Raw genomic sequence first — 14,339 nt, 5'->3', positions numbered from 1 at the left:
GTTCACACTTAGATGAGGTACCCGATGAGCCGTCCAATTCGAGTCGCTGACGGGGCCGCCGCGCCGATACCGCCCGCCAGCCAGCCAACGCTGGCCGAAATGTCCACCGCTGGACTGCGTGCGTTCTTCAATATTGCCCATGACTGGCAACTGTCGGTCGATGAACAACTCGTGCTGCTGGGCTCCCCGGGGCGCTCGACGTTCTTCAAGTGGAAGGCCGCGCCCGATGCGGCACGGCTGTCACGCGATACGCTCGAGCGGCTCTCGCATTTGCTCGGCATTTACAAGGCGCTGCAGATCCTGCTGCCGCAGCCGGATCTCGCCGACGGCTGGGTCAAGCGACCCAACAGCGCGCCACCGTTCAACGGCAAGCGCGCGCTGGACCGGATGCTGGCAGGCAATCTCAGCGACCTGGTCGCCGTGCGGCAATACCTTGACGCAATGCGCGGAGGTTGGGCTTGAACGACGAGTACAGCACTGCTCAGCCTTCCGGCAACACTCAAAGTGAGGTCCGGGAGCCACCCCTTGCGGCGCTACGCGACCCGGGCTGCTGGCCCATCGCCACGCTCCAGTGGCAGCCTGCCTACCGGGTCGTGCCAACACGCTTGCCGGCGATCAACCTGTTCGATCGTATCGCATCAGCCAGCGATTTCGACGCGCTGTACGCGCTCGAGGCGATCACCAACGATCGCCTGCGCACTGAAGTCGGCGAAATCGACCTGGTGCCCCCCGAGGAGCGCCGCTTCGGTCCAGGCTACGGTCCGATCATGGCGGCGCTCACCCATCTGAATCCCGCTGGCAGTCGCTTCTCGCCGGGCACATTCGGCGTGTTCTATTGCGCGCGCGACGCACGTACCGCGATCGCCGAAACCCGCTATCACACCGCGTTGTTCCTGTCGGCAACGCATGAGCCGCCGATGCGCCAGCCAATGCGACTCTACACGGTTAACGCGCAAGGCAGCGTGCTGGATCTGCGTGAGCAACGCAATGCCCTCGCGCCGACCATCCTGCATCCGCATGACTACACATTCGGCCAGGCGCTCGGCACAGCCGCCCGCCATGCGGGCCATGCGGGCATCGCGTATCCTTCCGTGCGCGACCCGCAGGGCGAGTGCCTGGCAGCGTTCCGGACCACGCTGCTGCGGCAATGCCACCATGCCGCCTATCTGGAATACAACTGGAACGGCAGCCGCATCGACGTCGTGTTCGAACTGACCCAGGTCGGCTAACCGTGCGTGGGCCAGTCCAACGACGCGGCACCCCGCCGCAGCGCCTCGTGAGTCGAGATCGCATGGATGCGGCCGCTATGCACATTCACTATCGACAGCACACCATGCGGCAAGAACGCGCCTGTATCGACGAACGTCTGCGCGCCAACCGTGCGGACCTCGGGCACCGGCGTATGTCCGCAGTAAGTATGCGATAGTCCCCGCTGCACGCGCGGGTCGCCCCGGCCTGTGATCAACTGCCGCCCCCATAGTAGGCGCGCGCGCGTGCGCTCATCAAATTGCGCGGCATCCAGCGTGAGGTCGTCGCCGAAGAACTCAGCATGCAGCACGTTGAAGCGCCGCTCGCCGCTGCCTACGACACGCGCCAGCGGCAAGCGCCTGACGTGCGCCGCGTAGCGGCTCAGCATCTCGGCCGGCAGCGCGCGCGCCCACGCACCGCCTACCGAGTCCCAAACCGTCTGTGGCAACACGCCGTCGGCCACGTCGCACATCACCGCCTCGTGATTGCCCTTGACCGCGAAGAACCATGGCATTTCTAACAACGTGAGCGCCTCAACAGGATGCTCCCCACGATCGACCAGGTCTCCCACCGAAAACAGACGGTCGTGCGCCCCATGGAACCTCACCTGCGCTAACAGATAGCGCAGCGCATCGGTGCAGCCGTGCAAATCCCCGACGACGAAGTCGCGCCCTGTGTCATTCCACGGATGGAACGCGACAAAACGGTCAGAAGCCTCGTTCATGATGTCGATGATAGCCCCGGCGCGCCGTCTCCGTATGCGTCTGGTGTCACGTAGCAGATGCGGGGCAGCCCAGCTGCACGGCATCACGCGCCGCCCTGGGTACGCTGCACGGCAGCGCGGCCGACGAGGCGCGCACGCCGCACGCGCCATGATCGCAAGCGGGCCTGCGGTTGACAGCGCGACGCCCGGCGGCCTGCTCATCCGCGCTCGGGCAACGTCAACGCGATCGAGGTGAAACCATCGGTCCCGCTCGCCGCACTCGATTTGCCGCCGTGCGCCAGCACGACGCGCTGCGTGACGGACAGGGCGAGCGGCATCCCGTCGGTGCCCTGCACCGGTGTCGTCCCGCGCAGGAATGGTTCGAACGCATGGGGCAAGTCCGGGTTAGTCAGCGCATCGGACGGCTGGAACCGGATACTCGCCCGCCATACGCCGTCCTCAAAGACGTTTTCCATGCTGACCGCCCCGCCAGGACGCGATGCGTCCACGGCATACGCCAACGCCGCCCACAGCGCCTGCGCAATGCGCGCGCCGTCCGCCACGATCGAGATACGCGACGGCGGCCAACGTACCTCGATCGCCGTGGCGCGTTCGCGCGCGAAAGTCGCATCCAGACATTGCACAACGTGCGCGACGATACGTTCGACGTCGAGCATCATCTTGTCCAGCGGCAGCGCCTTGCTTTGCGCGCGGGTAGCATCGATGACATCTTCGATGATGCGTACCTGCTGCTCCACGCCCGTGCGCAAGCCGGCCAATGCTCGCGCAATGGTGGGCTCGGCCTGCCCCACCTTGCTCTCCAAGACGTAGATCCAACTGTGAATGCCGTTGAGCGGACTGCGCAAGTCATGCGACGCCACCGACAACACGCGATCGCGCGCAAATAAGGCGGCAACGGTCTGCAGGTAGGCCGCGCGGGCGGCCAATGCATCGTCGGGCTCACCGTCAAAGTTGCCCGATGCAGGAATAGAGCGACTCAATACAATTTCTCCATTTGGCAAAGCACGGACCGGAACGCCAAGCCGTGACGGGTATTATAGGCATCGCGCTGGCGCTGTCACGATCCGCGCCGACAAAGGATCCGGCTCACGCCACTGCCTGTGCAGGTCGGAGCCAGACCTCAGCAAGGCTCCCCTTCTAGCAAGGCTCGATCCCGCTGGTGCCCGGCCGTTTGCGCTACGATGTCGGCTTTTGACTCAAGGAATTCCCGCCATGGCCACTGTAACGACCGCCTCCGGGCTGCAATACGATGATTTGACCAAAGGTGCCGGCGCGCAAGCTCAAGCAGGCCAGACGGTCAGCGTGCACTACACCGGCTGGCTTATCGACGGACAGAAGTTCGATTCCAGCAAGGACCGCAACCAGCCGTTTTCGTTCGCACTGGGCGCCGGCATGGTCATCCGAGGCTGGGACGAAGGCGTGCAGGGAATGCGCGTGGGCGGCGTGCGCCGGCTGACGATCCCGCCGCAATTGGGCTATGGCGCACGCGGCGCAGGCGGTGTCATCCCGCCAAATGCAACGCTCGTGTTCGAGGTGGAGTTGCTCGGCGTCTAAGCCGCCCGCCGCGCACGACGCGCCGCGGCTGACGGCCCTGTGACGCCCGACGGCTAGTGCAATTGCCAGTTCGTGACCTTGACGATCGCCGCGTCGGCGTTCTTCAAGTCCGTCTCGCCTTGGTCCATCAGCTTGCTCCATTGCTTGACCCGGTTTTTACCGTTGGGCGAGGTATTGTAGTCGTGCGTGTCGACGACCTTGGCCCGTTCGGCATAGAACCGCGTCATGAAGGTCTTCTCGTTCGGGCTATCGCCGGAGCGCGCGAGCAGCGCCTTCAGCGAGTCTCCGCCGCCGTCCGCCCCCTGGTTCAACGCCGTGTCAACGAACGATCCGATCGTCAGCGCGCTGTCAAAGCCGCGCTGGCGAGCCTGTTGCACGCTGTATTGGATGTCCACGTTGTAGAACGTGCGCCACATCGCCTCGCGCCACGTCGGGTTGTTCTGTTGGGCTTTGACCTTGCTACAAAAAGTCTTGCTGCTGTCCGAGATCTTTAAGATCGAGCCGGACATCTTGCCATGCGCACCAATACGGGTCAGTCCACCTTCCGCAGACGGAATCTTGGCACCACTGAGCGCATCGAACGTCTTGAATAGCTCGGGACCGTCAGGTCCGGTATCGTTCGAACCGCCCGTGGTCGCGCCGAAAATCCCGATCGTATAGCCACGATCATCATGGATGTTCTGACAGTACCCATAGTACTTCGTCCATTGCAGCGAGTCCTGCTCCGGCTTGTTGATTAGCTTCATGATGTTGTTCCACTGCTCGCCGTCCAAACCCGTGTTCTTCTTCAAGAATTGCAGTGTCGCAGGGGAGAAATTGGCGTCCGGATTGCCGCTAGCCACGTTGGCGACCGCATTGCAAGTTTGCCCGACACGCCACGGCTGGCCAGTATTACCGTCGCCACTGTTCAGGTCTGGCGCGTTGCCCTGCGTCCAGTAGGCCGCAGTGTAGTTTCGCCCGGCGTAACTGACTACCTCACCGCCCTGGTAGATCGTCTTGGCGTCCCAAGGCGCGTCGCAGGGTTCGCTGTTCGGCTGCGCATCGTCGGCGCGTGCCATGCCAGAGACGGCCAACAGGCCAAGGCCCATAGCAACGGCACAAGACATGCGCGTCAACGTCTTTGAAATCAATTGGTTCAAGGCAGACTCCATATTGTTTATGCGTTGAAGATTGCAAGCGTGCCGGCGACGGACAGCCGATACCGTAAAGCAAAGCGGGATCCGCGACGCGCCCAGGCCGAAGCGCGCGGTCACTTGCACGAACCAGGTCCGCCATTTTTGCAATCTCGTCCACTACGACGGTTACCGGCGAGCGGTCGAGCCCAGTGTTGGGCCATCGGAGTCGTGACAAATCGATAATAGGCAGACCTGTCTGTCTAATTTACGCGGAAAAACCCTCGGAAAGGATCGAGCAAACATTCCAATGACTGCGCACGGCGCTTATGCGATCATCGCGGCAATTTATCCCAGCAAGAATGGGGCATTGGCGTCTCGGATGTGTGCCGGCCCGGATGCCCGCGCCACACGTTATCCTTGCAGCACACTCGCGAAAATCTTGTCTAGCGCCTGGTCCAGCGCCGCGCGTTCAGCCTCGGACAACGCCGCGAGGATCGCATCGTTGCGTTCGCGGGAAATCGATGCGGCCTTGCGAAACAACAAGGCTCCTTTCGTCGTGAGCGCGATGCGCACGCCACGACCGTCTTCCTCGTCCGCTTCTTTAGTCAGCAAACCCTTCTTGCCAAGCACGTCGGTGGCGCGACTCGCCTGACTGCGATCCAAGTTCGACGCGCGCCCGAGATCCGATACCGACAACGGACCGAACGAGCCGACGCTGAGCAGCACGCGCGCCTCGGTCAACGGCAATCCCAGGCGGGCAACAAATGCGTCGTTCATTACCTTGTCGGTCAGCTTTTTGAGCCAATGCAGCCGATAAGTGAAAAGCTGGTCGATCGGGCTCGGAGCAGGACGTCGGGTACGCATGGACGATCGGGACATTGACAATCGATGGTGAAACGAGCATCCAGCATACCATTGCTACCCCGGCGCTCTGCTTACACTTTTTGGCGATACCCTCTGTCAATCCACTTTTCCAGTCTGCTCCATCAAGCCGCACCACCACGGCCCCCACCCATCCCCGCTGCCAGCTCTCTGCGTCATCCGGCAACCGATATGATGCGTGCGCACGCATCATATCGGTTGCACTCACATCGATAAGCCGTTACGATAGTCACCGATGCCCGATCCGGCACGACCGGCATGATGTGCCGGCCACAAGGAGACGAACATGGCCACACCGCAGCATACGGCGCCCCCGTCCTGGTGCACTGCCGACGAATGGCACGCCCGCGTGCAACTCGCCGCCACCTATCGGGTCTTCCACCTGCTCGGCTGGACCGAACTGATCTTCAATCACATCACGCTTCGTGTGCCGGGGCCAAACAAGCATTTTCTGATCAATCCGTTCGGCCTTACCTATGATGAGGTGACTGCGTCGAATCTGGTGAAGATCGACGTGGACGGCAACATCCTGAGCACCAGCGACTATCCGATCAACCCGGCCGGCTACATCATTCACAGTGCGATCCATCGCAACGTGGACGATGCACATTGCGTGATGCACGTACATACATCTGCCGGGCTGGCGGTCGCCTGCATGCACGACGGATTGTCGTATTCGAACTTCTATGCGGCACAGCTGCACGATATGGTCGCCTATCACACATTCGAGGGCATCACCGTGCATGCAGATGAACAGCAGCGGCTATTGGCTTCGCTCAGCGACAAGCGCCTGCTAATCCTGCGCAACCACGGATTGCTGTCGCACGGGCGCACGCTGGCGCATGCGTTCGTCTTGCTGTGGACGCTAAATCGCGCGTGCGAGATCCAGGTTTTGACTGAGTCGATGCGCGGTGACGTGCTCCCCATCCCCGCGCACGTCACTGCGCGCGCCACGCGCGACGCGTTGCAGTTCTCGCCGGACACCGGCGCCGGCGAGGCCGTGCTGGCTGCGTTGATCCGCCGCGTCGAGCGCATCGATCCGTCCTACAAGGCGTGACACCGTGATGTCCAAAAATATCACCATCGTGGGCGCCGGCGCGGTCGGCGGCCTGCTGGCGGGCAGGCTTGCACAGGCCAGTGTTCCGGTCAAAGTGCTGGCCCGTGGCGCGCAACTCGAGGCGATTCACTCACGCGGACTGACGCTGATCGAGGATGGCGAGCCCACGATCGTGCACGCGCACGCCACAGACGATCCCGCCGCGCTCGGCGCCCAAGACATCGTGTTCGTGTGCCTGAAAGGCCATGCACTGGTCGATGCAGCAGCATCGCTGGCGCCATTGATCGGCCCGCACACGCGGATCGTGTCGGTCATGAACGGCGTGCCGTGGTGGTTCCTGCACCAATTCGGTGGCGCATGCGCCGATCGGCGGCTCGAATCGGTGGACCCTGGCGGCGTCGTATCCGCGGCGCTGCCCGTGGCACAGGCCGATGGCCTCGTCGTGCACCTGGCCGCATCGGTGCGCGAACCCGGCGTGATCGTGCGCAACAAGGGGAACCTGCTAATCGCTCGGGCACCGCACGACACCGGCGACGCGGTCCAGCATGAGATTGTCCGGCTGCTACGAGACGCTCGTTTCGACGTGTCGCTCGCCTCTTCGATCCAACATGAGATTTGGGCGAAGCTGTGGGGCAACATGACGATGAACCCAATCAGCGTGCTCACCAGCTCAACCGCCGACGTGATCCTGGACGATCCGCTCACCGCACGCCTGGTCGTCGAAGTGATGCGGGAAGCGCAAGCCATCGGTGCGAAGCTGGGACTGGACATGGGCATGAGTGTCGAGCAACGCAATGCTCAGACGCGCCAACTCGGTGCGTTCAAGACATCGATGTTGCAAGATGCCGAAGCCGGCAGGCCGATGGAGATCGATGGAATCGTCGGCGCGCCGTATGAGCTTGCCCGGATGAGCGGCGTGCCAACGCCCTATCTGGACATGCTGCTTGGCCTGATACGGCTGAAGGGTCGTAGCATGGGGCCCTACGTCGGCGGCGCTGTCGGGTAGCGGCAGGCTGGGTCTATGGCATCGGCGACGGCCAACGTCCAAGCACTGCCGCGCAACGTGGTCGCCGACGGCACCGCACGGCGCCTGACTGGTTGATTCAGGTTCGCAAAGTCAAGCGCAGCACCACATGCGTGTTCACGCTCGGCGCGGTCACTGGTTTGGTTCGTTGACGGCCTGCATACGGGACTTTACGCAGGACGCTGCACACTTATCCCCCGTCATCCAGTCCAACGCACGGCCTTTCGACGGTCAAGATCCGACAATCCCGTCCCTATTAAATACATACTTGAGCGCCACCCTCTCGACGCAGCGTGTCTAGACTGTTACTCTGCGCGGCGCAGAGGCAGCACGCGCGGCTCACCGGTTCATGCGTGGTGCACCCGCCAATACGTTCCTCTTACAGGAGGGATGCATGCAAATCCACAACCCACCAAGGCTCAAAGGAGGCTAAAAGTGAAAAAACTATTTGCCGCTATGTCTGTCGCGGTTGTCGCCTTCGGCGCATCCGCCGGCGCTTATGCCAAGGACTGGTCCACTATCCGATTCGGCGTCGACGCGAGCTATCCGCCTTTCGAATCGAAGGCCGCGGACGGCAAGCTAGTCGGCTTCGACATCGACCTGGGCAACGAGATCTGCCGTCGCTTGCACGCCAAGTGCATGTGGGTCGAGAACAATTTCGACGGCATGATTCCCGCCCTCAAAGCGCGTAAGTTTGACGGCGTGCTGTCCTCGATGACAATGACGCCGCAGCGCGCCAAGCAGGTCGCGTTCTCGGCCAAACTGTTCAACACGCCGACGCGGCTGGTAGCCAAAGTCGGCTCGAGCATCCAGCCGACGCCAGAATCGCTCAAGGGTAAGCGCGTGGGCGTCGAACAAGGCACCATTCAAGAAACATACGCGAAGACGTACTGGGCGCCTAAGGGCGTCGAGGTTGTCCCCTACCAGAATCAGGATCAGGTCTATGCCGACCTGCTCGCTGGCCGCCTGGACGCGGCGCTGCAGGACACGGTACAAGCCGACGTCGGCTTTCTGAAGACACCGCGCGGCAAAGGATACGCATTCGTCGGCCCTGGCCTGCAAGACGAAAAAACGCTGGGTACCGGTGCGAGCATCGGCCTGCGCAAGAAAGACACCGACCTGAAGGTGATGATCAACAAGGCCATCTCCGACATGCTCAACGATGGTACTTATAAAAAGCTCGAGCAAAAGTACTTCGATTTCGACATATACGGAGGCTGAGCAACGCGGTGCGCGGTCACGCGGGGGCGACCACGCCCGGCTTCCAAGCGCCGCGCTGCACAGGCCACCAACGACGGCTTTACGCCTGCCGGCGCAAGTCTGCCGGCGGCACCTTCATTTGCTGCCGATACTTCGTCACGGTACGCCGGGCCACCTGGATGCCCTGCTGCGTCAGCATCCGCGCAAGCGTGACGTCGGACAATGGATCGCGTGCATTCTCGGCATCGATCATTTCCTTAAGCAATGCCCGCACGGCCGCCGCGGAACACGTTCCGCCGCTCTGGGTACACAGTTCACGGGGGAAGAAGTGCTTGAACTCGAATATGCCGCGCGGTGTCGCCATGTATTTGTTGCCCGTGGCGCGCGAGATTGTCGACTCGTGCAGGCCAAGCTCATCCGCGACGTCGCGCAGCACTAACGGCTTTAGTGCGATTTCACCGTATAGGAAGAACGCCTTTTGGTGGGCCACGATGCATTCGGCGACCCGCTGGATCGTATCGAAGCGCTGCTGCGCATTACGCAACAGCCAGCGCGCTTCCTGCAATTGCTGCCCCAGCGGCGAGCGGTTAGTGCCCGATGCTTGCGCAAACAAATCCGCGTACATCCGGTTGATCCGAGCGCGCGGTAGCACGGCGGGATTCACGGTAACGACAAACTTGTCTCGCGCCTGCCGCACGATCACGTCCGGCACAACATAGTTGTCCTCAGCCCGTCCATAGGCATTGCCGGGCTTCGGATCAAGCTTGCGGATGAGCGCACAGGCCTCGTGCAACGCGCGCGTGCTGCAACCGATATGCTTCTGCAATTCACCGAATTCGCGCCGCGCCAACCGCTCCAAGTGATGCACGATGATCTCACGTGCAATGTCGCGCCGTGGCGTGTCATCCGGCATCGCATTCAACTGCAACAGCAGGCACTCGGACAATGAGCGGGCGCCGATACCAGGCTTGTCCAATGATTGAACAAAACGTAGCGCAACCAACAACTCCTCGTCCGTGGGTGGCGTACCAAGCTCGGCGAGCGCGGCCAGCTCCGACAGGGGTTGGCGCAGGTAACCATCGTCGTCCAGCGCCTCAATCACCAATTGAGCCAACTCCTGGTCGCGCTCATCAAGGCGATACAGGCACAACGTGCCCTGCAATTGCTCGCGTAGCGACGGCTGAATGCGTAACCAAGCAGTCGGATCGCTGTTGTCCGCGCCACTGTACTCACGAATTGGGCCGTGATCATACGGATCGCCAGCAAAATCCGTTGTGGCCGTATCCGAATAGGGTGTTTCCGCAGCCACACCGGCGGCCTCCGTGCCACTGGTGATGGGTTCGGCGCAGGACGGCAATACGCCGTCCCCACTATCACAGCCAGCGCTGGTCAGCGTATCCGGTACCGCATCTTCGGCTCCGTTCAACGAGTCGTCCTCGAGAAAAGGATTAGAGTCCAGCGCCGCGCGCAGTTCTTGCTGGAACTCGACGGAAGACAGCTGCAAAAGGCGCACCGACTGCTGCAGCCGCGGCGTCAATGCCAGCGACTGACGCATGCGTTGTTCCAGTAGTTGGGGCATTTTCGGTAATCCTTCAATTTTGAAAAACAAGCGCGACCGCACACACACAATGCGGCGCGGACCGCTGTCTCATGGACGAGCAACACCCGTGCCAATTGCGTGATGGGCCGCCATGCGGTGAGCACATGCCGATCCCGGCGTGCGGTGGCTACGGCCTACCCGTGCCCTTTTTACAACGGTGCGGGAAGACATTCATCGTCGGATGTCAGGCGAGGCCGCTGTTGTGCCTGCCACGATGCCTGCCACGATAACCGTCTGTACCTGCCCGACAGTCCAGGCACAAACCCACTGACCCCGTGGCTTCCGGCATGCCAAGTGCGGTGTTCGAAGGCTGCATCTCGCCAAACACGGCATGCATGCTGAGCCATCCGCTAAGAGTTCATCATGGCAGCTATGCCGCTGCTCTCAGGATGAGCGTGATGACGGCACGCAAGCACGAGAAGCAGTGTATCCAGAAGCGTGCTGGCGGATTCATGGCTGTTGATGGCACCAAGCTGGGCACAGAGCACAGCAACGATGAACTGGCCAAACAAGGCAAGCGCGCGGAGTGCCAAGCACAGGCATAGACCGCGGCGGTCAGGCATAACATCCGATAGATGCGTGTATGGATTGAGTGCCTCGCACGCGGGCGCGCTCAGGCGCTCTCGTCGCCCGGCTCCAAGCGCTCAAGCATCGCCGCTGTGATGCGCTGGCGCGTGCTCCAATAGCCAGCCCAGGGGTCCGCGCCTAATCGGTCGAGCCGCTCGGCGATGTTGCGCAATGTCCATTGCGCCGCGCTGCTCGTGTGAGGCACCTCGTCCCATGTGAGGGGCATCGACACAGCCCCCCCTGGCCGGGCGCGCGGTACGTAGGCGGCGATCGTGGTTGCGCCGCGGCTGTTGCGCAGGTAATCGACGAAGATCTTGCCCCGGCGATTCGGCTCGCCCATTTTTGCACCAAACTGCGCTGACCAGACGGTGGCCATATGGCGGGCAATGCGCTGCGAGAACGCCTTGGTGTCGTCCCAACTGGCGTGTGAGTCCAACGGGACGACCACATGCAACCCCTTTCCGCCGCTGGTTTTGCACCAGCACCGTAAGCTGAGGTCAGCCAACACAGTGCGCAAACGTTCGGCGGCCTCAAGCATAGCGCGCCACGGCAACGCTGGATCGGGATCAAGATCAAAGACGACCCGGTCGGGATGTTCGATGGCAGGAAGCTGTGCGTTCCATGTATGGAGTTCGATTACGTCCATCTGGGCGGCCCCCACCAGCGCCGCCGTATCGTCGATGGTAATCAGTGGCTTGTGTCCAGGGTCCAGGCCTTCGTGCTGCGTGACATGCGGTATCGCAAGCCGATCGCTATGCCTTTGGAAAAACAACTCTGCATCGATCCCGCCCGGTGCGCGCAATAACCCGACAGGCCGTGCGCGCAGATGAGGCAGCAACACCGGGGCCACCCATTCGAAATAGCGAACCAGGTCAATTTTGCGGGTACCGGTGTGCGGATCCATCACCCGATCGGGATGCGAAATCCGCACACCCGCCACCGTCTCATGCAAGTTGCGTTGCTCCGAGTCTTTCATACAGCAGCGGTTATCGCCTGATCAGGCCAAGCAACAGCGTCGCCAGAAAAATCACGAGGAAGATGAAAAACAGTATTTTTGCGATTTCAGCTGCGCCCGTAGCGATCCCGCCAAAGCCGAATACGGCAGCGATGATAGAAATGATGAAAAAAATAACAGCGTAACGAAGCATGGCATTTTTCCCCAAATCAAAGGCCGGCAACGGCCATCGGCACATGACTAGACCCCTTGCGCGCGTGCCAGTCGCACAAGCAGATGAAAACCGTCAGACGATGGGACACGGCGGCACGACGGTAGCGCGATTCATTGTGGTTTCGCGTCGGCAGCAAGCTTGCGGATCGCCTGTCTGTCCCTCAGCGATGACATCCGTGACATGGCGTACTCCGTGTGTGGGCAGGGTGAGTGATACAGCCAGACGTAACGGCTCCGTTGTTTCGACTCTCTTCGGCATTGCATCAATCATGCCTGGCCAATCTGCTGCCGCCCCGACCCGGGGCCGCTAAGTCGGCGACGCATGGGCATGAAGCTTGCGAAAGCGCGTTGTCGCATACCGAGAGGCCGCCATGACAAGCAGCACCCGTTCCCATCCCTCCACCCGGCACCGTAATGGCCGCCCGCCGCGCCAGCGTCACGCGACAGCGCGCGCTGCCCATTGCGGCAACCGTGCAAAACGCTGGTCACGCGACGTGACCCAGCACAGCCACGCGTTGGACTTGGAGCCGGATGTCTTCAAGCAGGGCACGGCGCAGCAAATCGCTGAATCGCTTAAGCGCGCGTCGATGCACAGCACACGGCGTCGCGGCACGCCGTTCCAATCGGCCATGTCGATGCTAAATTTTTACATCAACCGAGCCGGAAAGCACTTACCTGTGTCGCGCCGCCAGGTCCTGGAACGATCCAAGCAGGCATTGCGGGACACATTCGGCCGGCGCCGAGGATCGTGACAATGCGCGCCCGAGCGTCTATCCGACCCAGCGCGCCCATGCATCATGTGTGAAACAACCTGGTTCCTCATCGTGGGCAGCGTCTTCGTCGTAATGGGCATCGCCGGCTCGCTGCTCAAGCGCCTGCCCTGCAGCAGCGCGATGCTGTATCTGGCAATAGGCGCTGCACTCGGCACGCCCGGAGCCGGAATACTCGCGCTGGATATTTTTCGCGACGCGCATTTGCTGCGAGTGTTGACTGAGGTGGCCCTGCTCGTGTCGCTATTCGCCATTGGCTTGCGGTTGCGGGTGCCGCTGGCCAATCCACTTTGGGGCTTGCCGCTAAGGCTCGGCGTGCTGGCGATGCTCGTCACGATACCGTTATTGACTGCGTTCGGCATGGTAGTACTCGATCTACCAGTCGGTCCCGCACTGTTGACAGCCGCCATCCTGGCCCCGACCGATCCCGTGCTGGCCCACGACGTTCAGGTACAAGATTCACGCGATCAGGACCAGATGCGTTTTGCGCTGTCCGGCGAAGGCGGATTGAACGACGGGGCGGCCATGCCATTCGCGCTCCTCGGCATTGCCTTGTGCAACCAACCGGATAGGCCGATCGCCGCGGCACTGTCCCCGATCTTCATGGCTCATGCGCTCTGGGGCGGCGTTGGTGCAATCGGCATCGGTGCCACCCTCGGATGGGCAACGACCCACATAGTGGCATGGCTGCGCACACGGCACGCACAGGCACTGGGCCTGGAGGGCTTTTTTGCCCTCGGGCTGATTGTGTTGTCGTACGGCGCCGCAGAACTCGCCCATACATACGGATTCCTTGCAGTCTTTGCCGCCGGTGTCGCGATGCGCCGTGTCGAGCATCGTGCCAGCGGCGAGCGCACGGCGCAGGCGACGATCGGCACACTCGACCCACAGAACGTTCAGGCGACTGCGGCACATCCGGACAAGGCTCACGCCTACATGGCCGAGTCCATTCTCGGCTTCACGATCGAACTGGAGAAAATCGCGGAAATGGCCACGATGATCGTCATCGGCAATGTACTAACTACCTTGCCAGCGCCGTTGTTAAGCCAGCGCAATGCGATGGTGGCGGCCGTGCTATTTCTACTTGTTCGCCCACTCGCGGTGGGGCATTTCACTGGCCGGCTCCCGCGCCTCGCCGGCACAGCGTCGCCTGATGAGCTGGTTCGGCATCCGTGGAATCGGTTCGTTCTACTACACCGCCTTCGCAGTCGAGCACGGTGTGCAGGCTAGCACGGCGATCGTGTCCACTGCATTGTTCGTCGTCACTGCATCAGTTGTAGTCCACGGCATTTCCGCTACGCCGTTGATGAACTGGTATCAGCGATGGCGGCAAGCTCATCAATAAAATGCCAAACTGGAAATCCCTACCGCCATAGCTAAGAACCCATACTGCCATGCAAGACAGACCCCCAGTGCTGCCAGCCAACCTG

General features: G+C 61.8%; 14 protein-coding genes and 2 pseudogenes. 9 read left to right on the top strand and 7 right to left on the bottom strand.

What is annotated here, in order from left to right; translation table 11 throughout:
- Positions 1–24 precede the first annotated feature (24 nt).
- Complete coding sequence (locus RBRH_RS05435) at positions 25–462, top strand: MbcA/ParS/Xre antitoxin family protein (RefSeq protein ID WP_041753380.1); 438 nt, start codon at positions 25–27, stop codon at positions 460–462.
- Positions 463–557: 95 nt separating this feature from the next.
- On the top strand, positions 558–1,229 hold the full coding sequence (locus RBRH_RS05430) for an RES family NAD+ phosphorylase (protein WP_041754194.1): 672 nt from the start codon (positions 558–560) through the stop codon (positions 1,227–1,229).
- Here RBRH_RS05430 and RBRH_RS05425 read toward each other — a convergent pair.
- Both RBRH_RS05425 and RBRH_RS05420 read right to left on the bottom strand, forming a co-directional pair.
- Positions 1,226–1,972: a metallophosphoesterase gene (locus RBRH_RS05425; protein WP_041754193.1), complete on the bottom strand. Its 747-nt coding sequence runs from the start codon at positions 1,970–1,972 to the stop codon at positions 1,226–1,228. The genes RBRH_RS05430 and RBRH_RS05425 overlap by 4 nt on opposite strands.
- Positions 1,973–2,169: 197 nt before the next feature.
- Positions 2,170–2,952, bottom strand: a complete 783-nt coding sequence (locus RBRH_RS05420; protein WP_083813435.1) for a sensor histidine kinase — start codon at positions 2,950–2,952, stop codon at positions 2,170–2,172.
- A gap of 232 nt (positions 2,953–3,184) precedes the next feature.
- On the opposite strand from RBRH_RS05420, the gene RBRH_RS05415 reads away from it, so the two are divergent.
- Positions 3,185–3,526 (top strand): FKBP-type peptidyl-prolyl cis-trans isomerase, encoded by a 342-nt coding sequence (locus RBRH_RS05415; RefSeq protein ID WP_041753377.1) that lies wholly within the window; start codon positions 3,185–3,187, stop codon positions 3,524–3,526.
- Between the two features lie 53 nt (positions 3,527–3,579).
- Here RBRH_RS05415 and RBRH_RS05410 read toward each other — a convergent pair whose 3' ends face one another.
- Complete coding sequence (locus RBRH_RS05410; RefSeq protein ID WP_232509336.1) at positions 3,580–4,665, bottom strand: chitosanase; 1,086 nt, start codon at positions 4,663–4,665, stop codon at positions 3,580–3,582.
- A 387-nt stretch (positions 4,666–5,052) separates the two neighbouring features.
- Positions 5,053–5,520 (bottom strand): MarR family winged helix-turn-helix transcriptional regulator, encoded by a 468-nt coding sequence (locus tag RBRH_RS05405; RefSeq protein WP_232509335.1) that lies wholly within the window; start codon positions 5,518–5,520, stop codon positions 5,053–5,055.
- A 289-nt stretch (positions 5,521–5,809) separates the two neighbouring features.
- Here RBRH_RS05405 and RBRH_RS05400 point away from each other — a divergent pair, with 289 nt between their 5' ends.
- From RBRH_RS05400 to RBRH_RS05390, 3 genes are all read left to right on the top strand, one after another.
- A complete protein-coding gene (locus RBRH_RS05400) occupies positions 5,810–6,580 on the top strand; it encodes a class II aldolase/adducin family protein (protein ID WP_013435003.1) in 771 nt (256 codons plus the stop codon).
- Between the two features lie 7 nt (positions 6,581–6,587).
- Entirely contained in the window at positions 6,588–7,586 is a 999-nt protein-coding gene (locus RBRH_RS05395) for a 2-dehydropantoate 2-reductase (RefSeq protein WP_041753374.1), read from the top strand.
- A 453-nt stretch (positions 7,587–8,039) separates the two neighbouring features.
- Entirely contained in the window at positions 8,040–8,825 is a 786-nt protein-coding gene (locus RBRH_RS05390) for an ABC transporter substrate-binding protein (RefSeq protein WP_041753372.1), read from the top strand.
- Positions 8,826–8,904: 79 nt separating this feature from the next.
- On the opposite strand, the gene RBRH_RS05385 is transcribed toward RBRH_RS05390, so the two are convergent.
- Positions 8,905–10,383, bottom strand: a complete 1,479-nt coding sequence (locus RBRH_RS05385; protein ID WP_013434999.1) for an RNA polymerase factor sigma-54 — start codon at positions 10,381–10,383, stop codon at positions 8,905–8,907.
- 296 nt (positions 10,384–10,679) lie between these two features.
- Between RBRH_RS05385 and RBRH_RS18720 the strand changes: the two genes are divergently transcribed.
- Positions 10,680–10,949 carry a hypothetical protein gene (locus tag RBRH_RS18720; protein ID WP_013434997.1) on the top strand — a complete coding sequence of 90 codons (270 nt, stop codon included), beginning with the start codon at positions 10,680–10,682 and terminating at the stop codon, positions 10,947–10,949.
- Positions 10,950–11,017: 68 nt separating this feature from the next.
- On the opposite strand, the pseudogene ligD reads toward RBRH_RS18720, so the two are convergent.
- Both ligD and RBRH_RS16710 read right to left on the bottom strand, forming a co-directional pair.
- A pseudogene (gene ligD, locus RBRH_RS05380) lies at positions 11,018–11,911 on the bottom strand (non-homologous end-joining DNA ligase); the annotation flags it as partial.
- Positions 11,912–11,957: 46 nt separating this feature from the next.
- Positions 11,958–12,119: a DUF1328 domain-containing protein gene (locus RBRH_RS16710; protein ID WP_041753371.1), complete on the bottom strand. Its 162-nt coding sequence runs from the start codon at positions 12,117–12,119 to the stop codon at positions 11,958–11,960.
- A gap of 391 nt (positions 12,120–12,510) precedes the next feature.
- Here RBRH_RS16710 and RBRH_RS05370 point away from each other — a divergent pair, with 391 nt between their 5' ends.
- Both RBRH_RS05370 and RBRH_RS05365 read left to right on the top strand, forming a co-directional pair.
- Complete coding sequence (locus RBRH_RS05370; protein WP_041753368.1) at positions 12,511–12,891, top strand: DUF3175 domain-containing protein; 381 nt, start codon at positions 12,511–12,513, stop codon at positions 12,889–12,891.
- A 45-nt stretch (positions 12,892–12,936) separates the two neighbouring features.
- Positions 12,937–14,254, top strand: a pseudogene (locus RBRH_RS05365) (cation:proton antiporter).
- Positions 14,255–14,339: the final 85 nt, after the last annotated feature.

The organism is Mycetohabitans rhizoxinica HKI 454 (assembly GCF_000198775.1).
Lineage (GTDB): Bacteria > Pseudomonadota > Gammaproteobacteria > Burkholderiales > Burkholderiaceae > Mycetohabitans > Mycetohabitans rhizoxinica.
This window is presented reverse-complemented; position numbering and strand designations above follow the sequence as displayed.

Bases quoted from the DNA above. Each gene is read 5' to 3' on its own strand.
- RBRH_RS05400 (WP_013435003.1), top strand. From the start codon at position 5,810: ATGGCCACACCGCAGCATACGGCGCCCCCGTCCTGGTGCACTGCCGAC.
- RBRH_RS05415 (WP_041753377.1), top strand. From the start codon at position 3,185: ATGGCCACTGTAACGACCGCCTCCGGGCTGCAATACGATGATTTGACC.
- RBRH_RS05395 (WP_041753374.1), top strand. From the start codon at position 6,588: ATGTCCAAAAATATCACCATCGTGGGCGCCGGCGCGGTCGGCGGCCTG.
- RBRH_RS05425 (WP_041754193.1), bottom strand. From the start codon at position 1,972: ATGAACGAGGCTTCTGACCGTTTTGTCGCGTTCCATCCGTGGAATGAC.
- RBRH_RS05370 (WP_041753368.1), top strand. From the start codon at position 12,511: ATGACAAGCAGCACCCGTTCCCATCCCTCCACCCGGCACCGTAATGGC.
- RBRH_RS16710 (WP_041753371.1), bottom strand. From the start codon at position 12,119: ATGCTTCGTTACGCTGTTATTTTTTTCATCATTTCTATCATCGCTGCC.
- RBRH_RS05385 (WP_013434999.1), bottom strand. From the start codon at position 10,383: ATGCCCCAACTACTGGAACAACGCATGCGTCAGTCGCTGGCATTGACG.
- RBRH_RS05405 (WP_232509335.1), bottom strand. From the start codon at position 5,520: ATGTCCCGATCGTCCATGCGTACCCGACGTCCTGCTCCGAGCCCGATC.
- RBRH_RS05435 (WP_041753380.1), top strand. From the start codon at position 25: ATGAGCCGTCCAATTCGAGTCGCTGACGGGGCCGCCGCGCCGATACCG.